The 16032-nt window shown below is 39.3% G+C and carries 13 protein-coding genes; 9 read left to right on the top strand and 4 right to left on the bottom strand.

Annotated features, from left to right (window positions below):
* The first annotated feature begins 374 nt into the window (after positions 1 to 374).
* Positions 375 to 632, top strand: coding sequence for a type II toxin-antitoxin system Phd/YefM family antitoxin (locus V7K41_RS18890; RefSeq protein WP_334850570.1), 258 nt, complete (start codon positions 375 to 377; stop codon positions 630 to 632).
* Positions 633 to 748: 116 nt separating this feature from the next.
* Here V7K41_RS18890 and V7K41_RS18885 read toward each other — a convergent pair whose 3' ends face one another.
* Entirely contained in the window at positions 749 to 1564 is an 816-nt protein-coding gene (locus V7K41_RS18885; protein ID WP_334850568.1) for a hypothetical protein, read from the bottom strand.
* 1039 nt (positions 1565 to 2603) lie between these two features.
* On the opposite strand from V7K41_RS18885, the gene V7K41_RS18880 reads away from it, so the two are divergent.
* Entirely contained in the window at positions 2604 to 5771 is a 3168-nt protein-coding gene (locus V7K41_RS18880) for a plasmid replication protein, CyRepA1 family (RefSeq protein ID WP_334850566.1), read from the top strand.
* A gap of 116 nt (positions 5772 to 5887) precedes the next feature.
* On the opposite strand, the gene V7K41_RS18875 is transcribed toward V7K41_RS18880, so the two are convergent.
* Positions 5888 to 7498: an acyl--CoA ligase family protein gene (locus V7K41_RS18875; protein WP_334850565.1), complete on the bottom strand. Its 1611-nt coding sequence runs from the start codon at positions 7496 to 7498 to the stop codon at positions 5888 to 5890.
* 88 nt (positions 7499 to 7586) lie between these two features.
* Entirely contained in the window at positions 7587 to 7727 is a 141-nt protein-coding gene (locus V7K41_RS18870; protein WP_442943219.1) for a transposase, read from the bottom strand.
* A gap of 338 nt (positions 7728 to 8065) precedes the next feature.
* On the opposite strand from V7K41_RS18870, the gene V7K41_RS32930 reads away from it, so the two are divergent.
* Both V7K41_RS32930 and V7K41_RS18865 read left to right on the top strand, forming a co-directional pair.
* Entirely contained in the window at positions 8066 to 8188 is a 123-nt protein-coding gene (locus V7K41_RS32930; protein WP_442943220.1) for a hypothetical protein, read from the top strand.
* Between the two features lie 349 nt (positions 8189 to 8537).
* Positions 8538 to 10358: a tetratricopeptide repeat protein gene (locus tag V7K41_RS18865; RefSeq protein ID WP_334850563.1), complete on the top strand. Its 1821-nt coding sequence runs from the start codon at positions 8538 to 8540 to the stop codon at positions 10356 to 10358.
* A gap of 72 nt (positions 10359 to 10430) precedes the next feature.
* On the opposite strand, the gene V7K41_RS18860 is transcribed toward V7K41_RS18865, so the two are convergent.
* Positions 10431 to 11624, bottom strand: a complete 1194-nt coding sequence (locus tag V7K41_RS18860) for an FAD-dependent oxidoreductase (RefSeq protein ID WP_334850604.1) — start codon at positions 11622 to 11624, stop codon at positions 10431 to 10433.
* Between the two features lie 290 nt (positions 11625 to 11914).
* On the opposite strand from V7K41_RS18860, the gene V7K41_RS18855 reads away from it, so the two are divergent.
* The 5 genes from V7K41_RS18855 (at position 11915) to V7K41_RS18835 (ending at position 16029) form a co-directional block, all read left to right on the top strand.
* Positions 11915 to 12625 (top strand): pentapeptide repeat-containing protein, encoded by a 711-nt coding sequence (locus tag V7K41_RS18855; protein WP_334850561.1) that lies wholly within the window; start codon positions 11915 to 11917, stop codon positions 12623 to 12625.
* Positions 12626 to 12861: 236 nt separating this feature from the next.
* Positions 12862 to 14337 (top strand): pentapeptide repeat-containing protein, encoded by a 1476-nt coding sequence (locus V7K41_RS18850; RefSeq protein WP_334850559.1) that lies wholly within the window; start codon positions 12862 to 12864, stop codon positions 14335 to 14337.
* A gap of 302 nt (positions 14338 to 14639) precedes the next feature.
* The gene (locus V7K41_RS18845) at positions 14640 to 14879 is read left to right on the top strand and encodes a hypothetical protein (protein ID WP_334850557.1); all 240 of its coding nucleotides are present in this window, start codon (positions 14640 to 14642) and stop codon (positions 14877 to 14879) included.
* Positions 14867 to 15310 carry a type II toxin-antitoxin system VapC family toxin gene (locus tag V7K41_RS18840; protein WP_334850556.1) on the top strand — a complete coding sequence of 148 codons (444 nt, stop codon included), beginning with the start codon at positions 14867 to 14869 and terminating at the stop codon, positions 15308 to 15310. Before V7K41_RS18845 ends, V7K41_RS18840 begins: the two co-directional genes overlap by 13 nt.
* Before the next feature lie 479 nt (positions 15311 to 15789).
* The gene (locus tag V7K41_RS18835; RefSeq protein WP_334850554.1) at positions 15790 to 16029 is read left to right on the top strand and encodes a helix-turn-helix domain-containing protein; all 240 of its coding nucleotides are present in this window, start codon (positions 15790 to 15792) and stop codon (positions 16027 to 16029) included.
* The last annotated feature ends 3 nt before the right edge of the window (positions 16030 to 16032 follow it).

Raw genomic sequence — 16032 nt, 5'->3', positions numbered from 1 at the left:
CAGAGAGAGGAATCGGAGATTTTCACGACTCATTTAGGATTGCTATAAATCTAGTACAGCACCAAGAAAATTGATTGCGATCGGGGCATTAAAGAGATATACCAAATTGAGGTCTTATACGCCGAGAAGAAAGCTATCGGGGCATAGTTTCAGGGCTTAACAATATCCAGCAGTCAGCCCTCCAAGTTGACTGCTGAATTATTATGTGAGTAGAGTCAGTAAACTACTTGGTCTTTTTATTTAGTGTTTTGATTCGTTCTAGATACTTAGAAGTTTGAGGCACTTATCAATACTGGTTTTAGCTAAGACACAATTCTCAAACTAGTCAAGCTATTATGTTCTGTAAAGCCTACAGCATTAGGAAATATCCCACCATGTCCAACCAGACAAACTTGACTGATGCTCGTAACAAGCTAGCCGAACTATGCGCTCAAGTAGTTGCAAATAGAGAAGTGGTAATTATTAACCGACAAGAAGGCGAAAGCTTCGCCCTAATTGCTGTTGATGAACTAGATAGTTTACTAGAAACATCTCATTTATTTCGTTCACCTAAAAATGCAGTTCGTCTGTTAACTGCTTTGGAAAGAGCAAAAGCTAGAACTTTAAAATGCCTATTGGGTAGAAACAAGTAATCATAACTGTTCACACCAATAAATTTAATAATGTTAGTTCGGTTTTGTAACAAGACTGAAAAGCTTCTTGCTCTTCAGTCCGTGAGAATTTGTTGCACAACTGCGGTAACTGGGGCTTAATTTAGTTTTTGTTTTTGGATTTGTTCCCATTCCCCTTGAATAGTTTGTAATGCCTTCAAGGTGCGATTTAAACGAGCTTTCTTTAACTCAGGAGTCTCTTTTTGGAATAAACTCGGAGAATTTATTACTTTATGTAGTTCAGATTGAGTGGAATGCAAGCGATCGCTCAAACAGCGTTCAAAGACTTCACCATTATCACTACTCACATTTTCTACTAATTGGCGATATATATACTCTTTAGAACTGATTTGATCGTTGAGAGCAGTATTAACAATTTCCTCGATTAACTTGTGGTAGCAGTCAGATAAGGAATCAGACAGTGCGGCTGGCGTAGGTTCTGCTGCTAGATTATTTGTTTCAGAAGTAGAGGGATCGGATATTTCTTCTTTAGTTGGCGTTACAAAAGTTTCCTCAGAACTAGGGGATTCTTCTTTAGTTGGTGTTGGTAAAGTTTTCCGAGAATTTGTCGGTGAAGAATTCGCTTTGGAATTAGATAAGTAATAATCTGCTAAAGAGCCGCAGAGAAACTCTTCACGAAAGCGGTTTATTTTGGCACGTGACTGGATTTTGCGGTAACGACGTTTCTGATACCATAAACCAGAAATGAGTAAGCCTGCGATCGCTCCTATGCCAACTCCTGTCATACCAACCTTGGCATCTTCTAAAGCTTGATTTTGTTGCCCAGATTTGACAGTCGCATTGGAAGATGCACTTTCAGCAATAGCATAGTCACTCGCTGAACTTAGCTGCACGCTAGTGGCGATCGCCGCAGCCGACAGCATTAATCTAAATATTAACTTTGATTTCCACATAATGTTACAGTTTAAAAATATGTTGTCATTTCTGGAGACTAATTGCCTCCCCAAAGAGTGAATAGTTAATAATCAAACTAATTAGATCCCTCTTTTACTAAAGAAGTTTCACTCTACTCATATAAAAAATAAACTTTCTCAACAGTAGTTTGCGGAAGATGTTCTTATTTTTTAACATTATTTATGCCTCTAGGAATTTTGACAAAGCCATATATTAATACCATTTCTCAAAGTATCTGTATGAGGTATTTCCTCAAATGGTAATGATTTATAGCGATCGCATAATCAAGCAGTATTGAGTTCAGTAGGCAATAGTCGAAAATGTGCGATCGCCACGAGGCTCTTTGTGGTATTACATATTACTAAGCATCAAGTCTATGATGACATGAAATTGTTAGTGCAAAAGCAGAAGTTGGCATGGATGTCATCAGTGCGTCATCGATTTAATTTCTCTGTGTGCAGTTTTGTTTATAGAATAAGTGCTGTTTATAAAGCAGATTGAACTCAATTGGAAAGTTGTTATTTATTTTACCTCCAATCAGCTTTTGGAGTTACCGTGCTACTTGAGTAAAAGTGTTACGTCAAGTTATCTGTACTAGATGCGATCGCAAAGAGAAGTTAACACTCAAGGCTATCTCAAACCTTTGGAGCGAGGTTAAAGGGTTCTGTACTGCGAGCGTTTTTGTCTTTATTCATTCAGAGAGATCGCACATCTGAGGTGTGGTACAGGTAGAGGCTCAGTGTCAAGCCGTTGTTAAACTTGATGAATATATTACCTCATAGCGATGCCATGCAGCGATCGCATTCCTTAACGCAGAAATTTACTGATAAATAAAAATTAAAAGCGAACAAATATCACAATACAAAATTATTACTTCGGGAATCTAATAGGCAGAATAACCCACTACAGCTTTAACCGATGTGTCTTTGCTAACGAAGTAATAAAAACATCATAAAAGCTCCGCAATTTAGCGTATTAAAAAAAAGCAGATGCATGTTACTGTTTTAATTTCATTGTCTTCCCTTCGGGACTTTCCCTATGCATCTGCACTATTTACACCCCCGACACCTTGAAGAATTAGTCAAGAGTAATGGTATAGACTTACACTTAGTGCATCTCAATTTTAGATCGCTCCAAGGTGTAACAGCTTATGAGTACCTGTTGATTTCTGGGCTACTCCCTCGCACCAATAGCGGAATGGTGAAAAGTAGTTGGTTGCAGCGTTATGCTCACATCACAGAAGGTGGTTGGTGGTGTTCGGGACTAGACCCTCTGAATAATTGGCAAATGATGGAATGGGGATGCTTTAAGCCAAACCAACCCCGACAAAATCACAATGGCAAGTCCATCAAGTACGAGCATCCCCCCAGCACGCCAACGCGAGTGTTTTGTTTGCGGGTAACTTTGCAAGTGTGGCAGCAAGTTGCTGGGCGTTACAATCTAGTCATGCCTGATAATATTACTATTACTGATGATGGTGAAGCTGGGGGCTTTTGGCAATGGGTGATGCAACAGAATATCCCCCTTGTCATCTGCGAGGGTGTAAAAAAAGCAGCCACGTTGTTGACACAAGGATATGTAGCGATCGCCATTCCCGGAATTACCAGTGGTTATCGGGTTGTGAAAGATGAATTTGGTAAAGTTACCCGTCGTCAGCTAATTCCTGATTTAGCAGCGTTTGCGATTACAAAACGCAGCTTTTACATTTGCTTTGATTTTGAAACTCAACCCAAGACAATTGCTGCTGTAAATAATGCTATTTCTCAACTTGGTTGTTTATTCCAGCAAAAAAATTGTCCAGTTAAAGTCATTGAACTTCCAGGAATGGAAAAAGGGGTTGATGAATTTATTGTTGCTAAAGGTGCAACTAGTTTCGAGAAAGTTTATCGCCAAGGTGTTGATTTAGAAATTTATCTTGCTCAAACCAAACCCCACACCGAGTTAAGCATTCCTCCTACACTCACTTTCAACCGTCCTTATATAGGTGAAATACCTTTCCCCACTTCTGGATTAGTAGGAGTCAAATCAGCGAAAGGAACGGGGAAAACTACGGCATTGCAAGGCGTTGTTCAACAAGCAAAAAGTAGAAATCAACCAGTTTTATTAATTACTCACAGAATCCTGCTTGGACGATTCTTGTGTGAAAAAATTGGTATTCAATGGGGAACACATAAAGAAGATGGTGAAAAAAGGACTGATAAAAAACTTATCCCTGCTCCTCCCATTCTCCGCTCTCCCTTTCCTCAGCAATCCCTCGGCTTGTGCGTTGATTCGATTTGGAAACTTAACCCGGAAAATTGGCGCGGGGCAATAGTAATTTTAGATGAAGTAGAGCAATCTTTATGGCATCTGCTAAATAGTAATACTTGTAAGCATAAACGGGTAAAAATATTAAAGTTATTCCAGCAACTCATTGCGACAGTTTTAACAAGTGGGGGGTTAGTAATTGCCCAAGATGCTGATTTATCAAATGTTTCTCTTGAATATTTACAAGGATTGGCAGGAATTAAATTAACACCTTGGGTAGTTCTCAATCAGTGGAAGCCTCAACAAGGTTGGGACGTGACTTTTTATGATTCGCCAAATCCTACACCGTTAATTCACCAACTAGAATTGGATTTACTTGCTGGACGTAAATGTTATGTTACTACCGATAGTCGGGCTGGGCGTTATAGTTGTGAAACAATTGAAGGTTATCTGAAAGAGCGGCTACAAAAATTACGGCGACAATTTCCTAAAACTCTGGTAGTTAGTAGTCACACTACAAATACACCTGGTCATGCAGCAGTTGATTTTATCGCTGCGATTAATCAAAAAATATCTGAATATGACGGCGTTTTTGTTACTCCTAGTCTTGGTACGGGAATTAGTATTGATGTCCAACATTTCGACCGAGTTTATGGAATTTTTCAAGGGGTAATTCCTGACTCGGAAGCAAGACAAGCGCTAGCAAGAGTCAGGGATAATGTACCGCGTGTTGTCTGGTGTGCTAAACGAGGTATTGGTCTAATTGGTAGTGGGAGTACAAATTATCGCTTGTTATCTGATTGGTATCAAGAAAATCAAAAAGAAAACTTAGCTTTGCTGAGTCCCCTACATAAAATAGATGTAGATTTACCCTTAGTTTACGATCCGATTCATTTGCGAACTTGGGCAAAGTTATCTGCAAGGGTAAATGCTTCTATTCGCCTCTATAGGCAATCTATGCAAGATGGTTTAATTGCTGATGGGCATCAAATTCAGGTGCGGAGTAATGCGGTTCACAATAATATTATTCGAGATTTACGTCTAGCCTTTTTGGCAACTGATGCAGGTGATTTGGCTACCCGCAAAAGGTTAATTTTAGAAATTGTTAAAGTTCAAAAAGATTGGGCACACAGTCGTCAAAAAGCTAAAGAAATTAAACGCAAAATTAAAGAGATTAAGCAACAAAATCAACTATCGATAGCAACTGCTGTAGCTAATGCTAAAGATATCAATGATATGGAATATGAGCAGATGTTAGTTAAGCATTCTCTAACGGATGGAGAACGCAACCAAATCAACAAATATATTCTTACACAAAGGTATGGTGTAGAAATTACTCCTTGGTTAAAATTGCAGGATGAACAAGGATATTATCGTCAACTGTTAATTCACTATTATTTAACTCACGAGAGCGAGTATTTTCACGTCAGAGACGAGCAAGAATGGCATCAGCAATTGTCTTGGGGTGAAGGGAAAGTTTTTTTACCAGATTTAAAAACTTACACGCTAAAAGTTGAAGCTATGAGAGCTTTAGGAATGCTTCAGTTTCTTGAATTAACACGAGAATTTACTGAGAACGATCGAGATTTGATATTGTTAAAAAATATCGCTTTCCAGCATAGTAAGCATATTAAAAGAGCGCTTGGTATTAATTTAATTGGAGAGAAAGAGCAAGATTCGGCAATAAAAATACTCAGCCGACTATTAAATTTGTTGGGTTTGAAGCTAAAGCGAGTAAATAATGTTTATCAAATTGACCTAGAAACGCTATATGATGGCAGGGAAAAAATATTTGCTGTTTGGCATCAACGAGATGAGTTGATGTTGGCTCATGTTAAGAGTGTTGGTTATGAGTTTCCTGATTATTCTTCAGAGTGGAAATTTGAAATTACACAAACTAAGTCTGTAAAGGCAAACTATATGATGTCTATGCCTACTCTTCCGTTATCAACGATATAGCAATCCTGAATTAATCTTGAGTATTACAAGCCGCAGATAGCCGATTTTGTAAAAGTTGTCGGGAATCATCAGGGGCAACAAACTGGTAAAATTGGCAGTAAATTTCGATATCGCAACTAACTACCATAAATCCTTTTTTCATAACCTATCCATTCTTTCTCTCGTAACAGATACTTTTGAATTTTACCAGTACTAGTTTTTGGCAGAGTAGTAAATTCAATCGTCGTAGGGCATTTAAAAGCAGCAATTTGATGGCGGCAGAATTGGATTAATTTTTGTTCTGTAACTTGCGCGTTTTCTTTGAGGGTAACAAAAGCTTTTGGCACTTCACCACGTTTGGCATGAGGTACAGCAATAACTGCACACTCTAACACGGCTTCATGGCGGTAAAGACATTGTTCAACTTCAATACTAGAGACATTTTCCCCATTTGTAATGATGATATCTTTGATGCGATCGCGCACCTCAATATAACCGTCAGGGTGCATTACTGCTAAATCACCGCTATGAAACCATCCTCCTCTAAATACCCTTTCGGTTGCTTCTGGGTCATTATAATAGCCTTTCATCACCATATTTCCCCGCATCACCACTTCTCCCATTGTTTCACCATCCGCCGGGACATCATTCATATTTTGATCTACAACTCGCAAACCATCTGCACCGATATAAGGTACGCCTTGGCGTGCCATAAGTTTTGCTTGTTTTTCAATATTTAAATTATTCCAATCTGATTGATATTCACAAACACTATATGGGCCATAAACTTCTGTTAAACCATAAACGTGAATAATTTTTGCGCCAATGTTAGTAAGTTTTTCAATCAATATTGGTGATGGTGGTGCGCCTGCTGTAGTGATAGTTAGAGGTTTTGCTAGTAATTGCGGACAGTCTGGATGATTGAGGAGAGAAATTAAAATTACAGGTGCAGCATTTAAATGAGTTACTCCAAGTTGTTGAATTAACTTCCAAATATTAGCGGGGTTAAACTTACGCAAACAAATATGAGTACCACCGATAGCAGTTACCGCCCAAGTAAAACACCAACCATTGCAGTGAAACATAGGCAAAGTCCATAAATAAACTGAGTTAGGTGTTAATGTTGTTTCAATTATTTCTCCTAAAGAGTTAATATATGCGCCGCGATGAGAATACATTACACCTTTGGGTTTACCAGAAGTCCCACTAGTGTAATTAATAGAAATCGTATCCATTTCATCCGTAATTCCCCAAGATAAAGGAGTAGGATTACCAGTTTGGAGAAATGCTTCATAATCCTCTCCATTTATAGGTTCAAATCCTTCAGTATCGCTGATGTTGATTATATACTTAACAGTTTTTAGACTATTTTGAATAGGTCGAATTATATTTGCTAACTCTGTATCAATAAAGAGAAATTTAGCACCGCAATCATTCAAGATATAAGCAACTTCTTGGGGAGCTAAACGAGTATTAATAGATACTAGAATACCACCTGTGAAAGGCACAGCAAAATGGGCTTCCAGCATGGGTGGAGTATTGAAACAAAAAAAAGCGACGCGATCGCCTTTTTCAAGTCCAGCATGATGCAGTGCTGAGGCTAGACAATTTATCCGCTCTGCAAATTCTCTGTAAGTGAAGCGTTTTTGATTATATATAATAGAAACTTTATGACTATAGACTTTAGCATTACGTTGAATAAAAGTTAGAGGTGTGAGAAAGCTGCGCTCAACTGCTTCAGGGTTCATGGCTAATGCTAACAGTAATTATTTACAAAGGAGCATACCATACGCTTATGCAGCAACTATCTCTCTTTCATCAGTCTAGGGCGTGTCATCAATTAAGCCAAATAACAGAAGCAACAAGATAAATTACACCCAGAAAGTTGGTAGCGCATTTATCGTAGCGCATCGCAATTCCTCGATACTGCTTGAGTTTGGCAAAAAAGTTTTCAATTAGATGACGGGCTTTGTGCAAATCTCGGTCGTAGTCACGATAGGTTCAAAGGCTTAAGTGTCAGCTTCAGAACCTCAAACTCCCTCATCCCGTCCATACCCCTTTGATTATTACTTCCATCTTCATTAAGGGACTTCCAGAGAATAAATTACCCAATTTATTCAGATGATATTTTTCTTTTCCCCCTGCTCCCTGCTCCCTGCTCCCTGCTCCCCTGCCTACACAGCGATTGATTATTTTTTTAATTGGAAGTCCCTAATGGGGGGTGTGGACGGAGCGTTAATTCCATACTGTGTCTGCATCCTACGATATTCCAATACCTTCTGGGCAAACTTGACATCCTCAGTATTTAGCCCCATATAGGTCAATCTTGGGGAGTGAATGAGTCTACGGCTTACCGAATTATCCAAAAAATAGAAGATACGCTAACTAAATCTAGGGCGTTTACGCTTCCAGGAAAGAAAAAAATAGTTGACAGTTAACCGTCAATTAATTATTCCAGGAGATAATTAAATATGAAACAGGACTTACGCACAGGTCACGGAAAATCAAACCACAGAGAACGCAGAGAACACAGAGGAATAAGAGTTAGAGAGGTTTTTTGCGTAAGTCCTAATGAAAGTTAAAAAGAACAGATAGTAAGGATTCGTTTCAAGCTTAACTCGTTTACAGCTTGTCCAAAAGTATCTGCTTTCAAATAAATTAAACCCGTTCGCAAGATTAAAAAAAATCCTTGCGACAGGCACAATAGTAGTTGGAATGATTTTTAAAACATATCGTTAAGAATCCTAATGCTTTAGGCTAGAAAATGTCAAAAGGCAAAAAAATTATATGAATGCTGAAGATTTTTTCAACCAAGGATTAAACCACAATTTGCAAAGAGACTATCAAGCCGCGATCGCAGCTTATACCCAAGCAATCAAGCTAAATCCTGACTATGCCGAAGCTTACCATAATCGAGGGCTGATTTTAAGTGGTCAACTCCAAGATTATCGCAGTGCGATCGCTAACTTCAATCGCGCCATCGAAATCAATCCCAATTTTGCCATAGCCTATTACAACCGGGCTAATGCTCGTTATTTTTTAGTCGATTATCAAGGCGCGATCGCTGACCATAACGCAGCATTACAATTAGATCCCAATCTGGCGCAATCTTACCACAGCCGGGGGAATGCCTACTTTGCTTTAGAAAACTACGACAAAGCGATCGCAGATTATATCCAAACAATAGAAATGAGTACCCAATTAGCTGATAATATCAATATTGATATTGCAAACGCTTATCATAATCGGGGCGTAAATCGTTTTGAACGTGGCGAGCGTCAAGAAGCGATTGCAGATTTCCAGCAAGCTTTACAATGGCATCCCCATTTTGCCGCAGCTTACAGCAATCGGGGTAACATCCACCATATTTTAGGAAATTATCAGGAAGCGATCGCTGACCATAACCAGGCATTACAATTAGATCCTAACTTGGCGGAAGCTTATCATAACCGAGGTAATGCTCACTACGCTTTAGCAGATTATCAAAGGGCGATCGCAGATTACAACCACGCCCTAAAAATCAATCCCAGCTTTGCCGGAGCGTACTATAATCGGGGTCTAGTGCTTGCTCACCTCAAAAACTATCACGGAGCAATTGAAGACTTTAACCAAGCATTAAAGCTGAATCCTGATGATGTGCAAGCTTATTGTGAGCGGGGTCTGGTTCGTAGTACTCTTGAAGATTATCAGGGTGCGATCGCAGATTATGACCAAGCATTACAAGAAAACCCGACTCTAGCTTTAGTATACGGCTTTCGGGCTAATGCTCGTCGCCGATTAGGAGACTATCAAGGTGCAATTGAAGATAGCAATCGCCTATTACAACTCAATCCTAATTTAGCTGAAGGATATTGCGATCGCGCGGCGGCTCGTCGTTCTTTAGGAGATCATAAAGGAGCAATTAAAGATTACGATCGAGCATTGCAGATTAATGATAACTTAGCCGCAGCTTATTATGGTCGAAGTATTGCCCGTGAAGCTCTGCAAGATTTACAGGGAGCAATTGATGATAACACTCAAGCAATAGAGCTTGTTCCTGACTTTTCCCAAGCGTATTGCAATCGCGGAAATGCTCGTCGTCTTTTAGGAGATGAACAAGGAGCGATCACAGATTATAACCAAGCATTAAAAATTAATCCTGATTTAATTGAAGCATATTACAACCGAGGTTCAACTCATTATGCTTTAGAAGCTTATGAAAGTGCGATCGCAGATTACACCCAAGCTTTGCAAATCAATCCCCAATCTGCTGCATTTTACAGCGATCGCGCTAATGCTCGCTATGCCCTAGAAGATTATCAAGGGGCAATAGAAGATTACAGTCGAGCGATCGCGATCGACCCCAGCTTTGCTGAAGACTGGTACAATCGGGGTCGTAGCCGTTCTCTGTTGGGAGACTTACAAGGAGCGCTTGCAGACTTAAACCAAGCCTTACAGCGTCAGCCTAATTGGGCTTCAGCTTACATTGTCCGGGCAGATGTCTACCGGAATCTGGGAGACTCTCAACGAGCAATTACAGATTTTCAGAAATCCGCAGACTTATATTACCAAGAAGGAAATATCCAATATTACCAACAAATTATCGAGCTAATTGAACAGCTTAGATGAGGGGATTGGGCATTGGGCATTAGGAAGAAACTTTTTCAATTATTCTCCCTCATCTCGCCCAGTCCCCAGTCCCTAATCTTCAAAGCGAAAGCGTTCCATAAAACGGCGGTCAATCCAATCTTTGTAATACCACAAGAGTTTGTGGGGTGGTAAAGTAAAAGTGCCTCTGGTTGCGATTGCTCGTTTGTCTCCTGTACCAATTAAACTCAAATATTGTTTCTGTGGTCTATAAGGTTTGAGCGACTTACCTAATAAAATTCGCTGCAAATTCTCAAATAAAGGTTTGCCTTGCCTAACAGCAAATACCCCAGCTTTTGGACGCGGATAATTTACCATTGTGGCAATGTCACCAGATGCAAATACCTGCGGGTGCGTTTGAGATTGCAACGTATCTTCTACCAAAATAAAACCTTGCTCATCAGTTCCTAGTCCAGCGTTTTTTAACCATTTAGGTGCTGATGCTTGTGTTACCCAAAAGATTTTATTGCACTCTACTGTCAAACCAGATTTACATTTAATTTCAAATACTTCTTTAGCTTCATTATGAGTTTTAGGTGCAATTTTACACACAGTTTCTCCCAGATGTAACTTAATACCTCGGTCAGTTAAAATGTGCTGAAGTTGATGCCGTACTGATTGATGATAATTGGGCATCAGTTCTTGTCCACGCTGGAATAAATGAATTTCTAGGTTTTGAATAGGTTGTTGAGTTTCATCCAAAATCCGATGTAAACGAGATTGCATCGATAGCGCTAATTCTACACCGCCAGCGCCTCCACCTGCGATCGCAATCCTAATTGGTTCTTGAGGATTTTTACCTACGGTTTCAACTAATTCATGCCAATGCTCTAATAGCTGCGATACTGGTTTAGCTGCGATCGCATATTTTGCCGCACCTGATACAGACAGTATAGCTGGAGTGCTGCCAATATCAATAGACAGCACATCAAAATCTACCGCAAGTCCGTTAGCACAAAGAACTTTGTTGTTTTTTAAGTCAAGGGCAACTACCGTGTCAATATACAATTGTACTTGAGCAAAGTTCGCCAAGGGTCGCAAGTCAATATAGCATTCATTGTGGCTGTAAAATCCGGCAATATGTCCTGGTAACATCCCAGAGTAGGCTGTCTCTGATGCTGTGGTAATCAGTATCAAACGTACTCCTGTTAACGGTTTGATACCGAACATTTTCATAACAATAGCATGGCTGTGACCGCCACCAATTAACACCACTTTTTTAACTATTGGTTGTATATTTTGCTGAATTTTAATAGTCATTTTTAGTTAATCAATAATTATAAATAAATCAAAATTATCATGATGAGCGTTAATTGTCAGTGAAGACTAAAAACTAGTGAAAACAACTGATTATTGGAAACGACAAGAGTCTGTATGCTTATATCTACTTATTTGAAAGTTAGATTTTCCATTTTGTTGGTTACATTAGGATATTTCAGTACTAACTATGTATGAAACAATAGCAGACCCAAATAATTTATTCAATCAAAAATAGGCATTTGAATTTATTTTCATTAATTATTAATGCTTTTAATGCTATGAAAAATACTTTATCAAAAACTCACATCCAGCTATCAAAAATCTTCCTGTGGATACCTGCTTTCCAGGAACAAGTTAAACAAAATCAGCATCATTCGCTAAAACGACGCTTAAGAATAGCAAGTGAACAGCTTGGAAATAATACTATAGAAACCACTGTAGCTGTAATTAATGATTTAGAACAAATTGCCCATAGTCATCCACAATACCACTGGACGATCGTAGACATTCTTATTACTTTTGTACGAAAAAATGCTCCTTATATGCCCCAAGAGGAAGTAACGAGCAACCTGTCAACAAAAGTTCGTGTAGACATTCAAGCCGCCCTGACTGTTATCGCCAGAAGAGATGCAAACAAAGACCCAGCAAATCAGCAACTTGATTTGAGCTTCACAGATATGAGAGGAGCAAACTTGAAAGGGGCGAATCTACAACAGATAAATCTCTATCAAGCTAATCTAGCTGGGGCTAATCTTAGAGAAGCTAATCTAGCGGGGGCAATACTTAGTGCAGCTAATCTAGAAGGAGCTAATTTATATCTAGCGAACTTAGAAGGAGCAATCCTCAGTGCAGCTAACCTTTCTGAAGCTAACCTTTCTGGAGCTAACCTGCATCGTGCTAGTTTATATTTAGCTAGCTTGCATGGAGCAATTTTCAATGACACCATACTCGATGGCGCAAACCTCAGAGAAACCAAATTATCTGAGTAATATTATATCCGCTTGATTACTTATTAAACGCTAAAAACTCTCCATTCCCTCTTTTGAGCGTAATTCGTAATTCTTGTACCGCAAGCGTTTCTTGATGTCGCAATGTAAAAGTATATTCGATATCATTCCCTAGTTCAATGAGTGTTTTGACACCTATTATAATTTTCTGCTAAATGCTATACTATTTTTCCTCAACATCTAAGTAATAATTCTAGGTTGTAAGGAAAATTTTTACCATGTCTTCTAAAAAGACAGACGCTCTGTTGAATTGGTTGATAACTTTAACAGTTATATTTGGCTGCTCGTTGACTGTAATTTTCTTCGCCTTGTCCAGTATTAAAGGATTGTCAATTCAAGAAAAAATCCAGTATAGAAACCAAGCTTTAACAACTACTGCAATAGTTTTTCTGGCATCGGCAGCAATGTTTAATACTTATTATGCAGCAAGGCGTGCCCAAGCGATGCAGAAGAGTGCGATCGCATCTGAGAAAAACTTAGAAATTGGCCTGCAAAATGCCAAACTCAATCAAGACAGATTGATTGCAGAGCGCTTTATGGGCGCAATTGCCCAGCTTGGCCATGAAAAGGTTGAAACCCGGACAGGGGCAATTTATGCATTGGAAAGGGTTGCTCAGGATTTTCCTCAAGAACACTGGACAATTATGGAAATTCTCACTGCCTTTGTGCGAGAGAATACACCTATTCAGCACGTAAAAGGGGAGCAACAACAGCCGGAATATCAAGGAGTAGTTTACTCAAGTCGGCGTAGAGGTGGGTCGCATCCGACACCGCAGCTAGATCAAAATTTCCATGAAGAATTGCCAAAAATACGTACCGATATTCAAGCAGCCCTGACTGTTATCGGCAGGCGTAATTTACTCGAAGACCCAAAAGATCAGAAACTTGATTTACGTAACACCGATATTAGACAAGCAGACCTGCTAAAAACTAACCTGCAACAAGCTGACCTGCGTGGGGCTGACTTGAGTGGAGCTGATTTACGTGGGGCTGACTTGAGTGGATGTGACCTTAGTGGCGCTAAACTCATTAGGTCGATTCTTTATGAAACAAAATTAATAAAAGCTAGTTTATATGGAGCCAACCTTTGTTGGGCTAACCTGAATCGTACTAACCTCTCTGGAGCAAACCTGCGTTCAGCCAACCTGAGTGGTGCAAGTCTGCGTGCAGCTAATTTACAGGGGGCGAACCTTTATAAAGCTAACTTACAACAAGCGACCTTAAAAGTAGCTAACCTCTCTGGAGCAAAGTTATTTTTAGCTAACTTGCAAGGAGCAAAATTGGGTAAAGCCAACCTGCACCAAACGGGTTTGATTGGTGCTAATCTCTGTGGGGCGAACTTAAATGGAACTAACCTTTCTGGGGCTAATTTGAATGCAGCCAAACTCCACCAAACAGAAGTCTATTTTGCCAACCTTTCGGAAGCTAGCTTAACGGAAGCTGACCTATATCAGGCTAATCTGATTGGAGCAAACCTGTATAGGGCAACCTTTTATCAAGCTAACCTGACTCAGGCAAACCTCATGGGAGCTAACTTTTCAGAAGCTAATCTCAGTGATGTGAAACTGGAAGGGACTATTTTGACAGGAGCGAAAAACTTAGAGTTGGAGCAGATTAGAGAGGCGCTTGGCGATCGCACCACTCGTCTACCTGATTATATCGAAGCACCGACACATTGGCGGCAATCTAGTTAAGCGATCGCAGCATCATTCGTTATTTGGGCGTATTCTACCAGTTTTACTTAATGCTATAGTTTTTACTAAAAGTCTCCGTAACAATTCTGGAGATGAACAAGATGAAAGCTATGTCTGATAACAAGACAGACACACCGATAAATTTGTTTATAGTTCTAATTTTATTTATTGGATTGTTTATTCATTTAGCGAAAAACAAGAAATAGAAATAGATGAGAGTACTGCTACCCTCTATGGCTTGTAGGAAAATATAGAAGAGAACAATCTTGCCTACAGTATTAATCAATGTTGAGGGAAAAACCATGCAATCAGCTTTACGTATCACAACCAAAGTTTTACCAGGAAACAAAATAGAAATTGAAATTCCAGAAGCTGAAATAGGCGATATCGTTGATGTATTTGTGATTTTACCAGAAAAAACTGAACCCAAACATCGTTCTGTACTGGACATTATAGAAGAAAGCCGTAGGAGACACCCTTCTCGAACTGCTGAGGATATAGACAGACAACTACAAGAAGAACGCTTATCATGGGACAGTTGATACTTCTAACAAGTGACCCTATTTATATAGATACTTCAGTGGCTATTTATACCATTGAAGGCAACCCTGATTATTACTCTCTTCTGCAACCACTATGGTCTAAATTTTATGCAGGAGAAATTCAAATCATCAGCAGTGAACTAATATTAATGGAGGTTTTAGTTGTTCCATTGCGTAATGGTAATAATTCTTTAGTAGCAGACTATGAAAAACTATTATTATCATCTCAAGTGCAGTTAATTCCTATTAGTCAATCAATACTGCGACAAGCTACGAATCTTCGGGCTACAAGTAACCTCAAAACACCCGATGCTATTCATGCTGCAACAGCTTTATCTGTTAATTTTAACCAATTTATTACCAATGATAAAGGCTTTCGTATTGTTCCTGGTTTTCCTATTGTTATCCTCAGTGAAGTTTTAGCATCTTGAACAAGCACACCTCACGTAAACGAGAACTGCTATAATCTGCAAGCAGCAAATTTTGAGACTGCTGATCTCACAGGCGCATACCTTTACGAAGCCAAAAACCTAGAACAACAGCAGATTGAATTGGTTAAAGGCGATCGCACAACCATCCTACCGGAAAATCTTCAACTACCCGAACATTGGAAAGCTCAAGTTTCACCCTTAGATACTGAAACTTGAACCTCTGAGCATCATCGTCGAACCTCTGAGCATCATTGTCGAACCTCTGAGCATCATCGTCGAACCTCTGAGCATCATTGTTGAACCTCTGAGCATCATCGTTGAACCTCTGAGCATCATCGTCGAACCTTTGAGCTTCATCGTTGAACCTTTGAACTCAAACGGTTCAGTGAAAGACGAAAACAGAGAAAATATTCTCTAAGTAAGAGATAATAAATAAAACAGGTGTCCTCTTTATTATCCTATGGGGATAAAATACAGAGATGTCTGTAACAAAGCGGCTGGAAATTTTAGATTTCATTCGAGAACTTCGTCAGCAGCTCAATTTTTCTCAAAAACAGTTTGCTGCTAAAGTAGGAGTTTACTTCAAAACAGTTAATCGTTGGGAAAATGGGCATACAGTCCCTTCACGCATAGCACTAAAACTAATAGAAGAAATGTTACGGAAGATGGATGAACCCAGCAAAAGACTGCTAAATCAGTATTTTCCAGAAGCAGAGTAGGGT

Origin of the sequence: Nostoc sp. (genome assembly GCF_036917415.1) — a bacterium.
Taxonomy (GTDB): domain Bacteria; phylum Cyanobacteriota; class Cyanobacteriia; order Cyanobacteriales; family Nostocaceae; genus Nostoc.
This window is presented reverse-complemented; position numbering and strand designations above follow the sequence as displayed.

Bases quoted from the DNA above. Each gene is read 5' to 3' on its own strand.
- V7K41_RS18840 (WP_334850556.1), top strand. From the start codon at position 14,867: ATGGGACAGTTGATACTTCTAACAAGTGACCCTATTTATATAGATACT.
- V7K41_RS18845 (WP_334850557.1), top strand. From the start codon at position 14,640: ATGCAATCAGCTTTACGTATCACAACCAAAGTTTTACCAGGAAACAAA.
- V7K41_RS18885 (WP_334850568.1), bottom strand. From the start codon at position 1,564: ATGTGGAAATCAAAGTTAATATTTAGATTAATGCTGTCGGCTGCGGCG.
- V7K41_RS18850 (WP_334850559.1), top strand. From the start codon at position 12,862: ATGTCTTCTAAAAAGACAGACGCTCTGTTGAATTGGTTGATAACTTTA.
- V7K41_RS18890 (WP_334850570.1), top strand. From the start codon at position 375: ATGTCCAACCAGACAAACTTGACTGATGCTCGTAACAAGCTAGCCGAA.
- V7K41_RS18835 (WP_334850554.1), top strand. From the start codon at position 15,790: ATGTCTGTAACAAAGCGGCTGGAAATTTTAGATTTCATTCGAGAACTT.
- V7K41_RS18855 (WP_334850561.1), top strand. From the start codon at position 11,915: ATGAAAAATACTTTATCAAAAACTCACATCCAGCTATCAAAAATCTTC.
- V7K41_RS18880 (WP_334850566.1), top strand. From the start codon at position 2,604: ATGCATCTGCACTATTTACACCCCCGACACCTTGAAGAATTAGTCAAG.
- V7K41_RS18865 (WP_334850563.1), top strand. From the start codon at position 8,538: ATGAATGCTGAAGATTTTTTCAACCAAGGATTAAACCACAATTTGCAA.
- V7K41_RS18875 (WP_334850565.1), bottom strand. From the start codon at position 7,498: ATGAACCCTGAAGCAGTTGAGCGCAGCTTTCTCACACCTCTAACTTTT.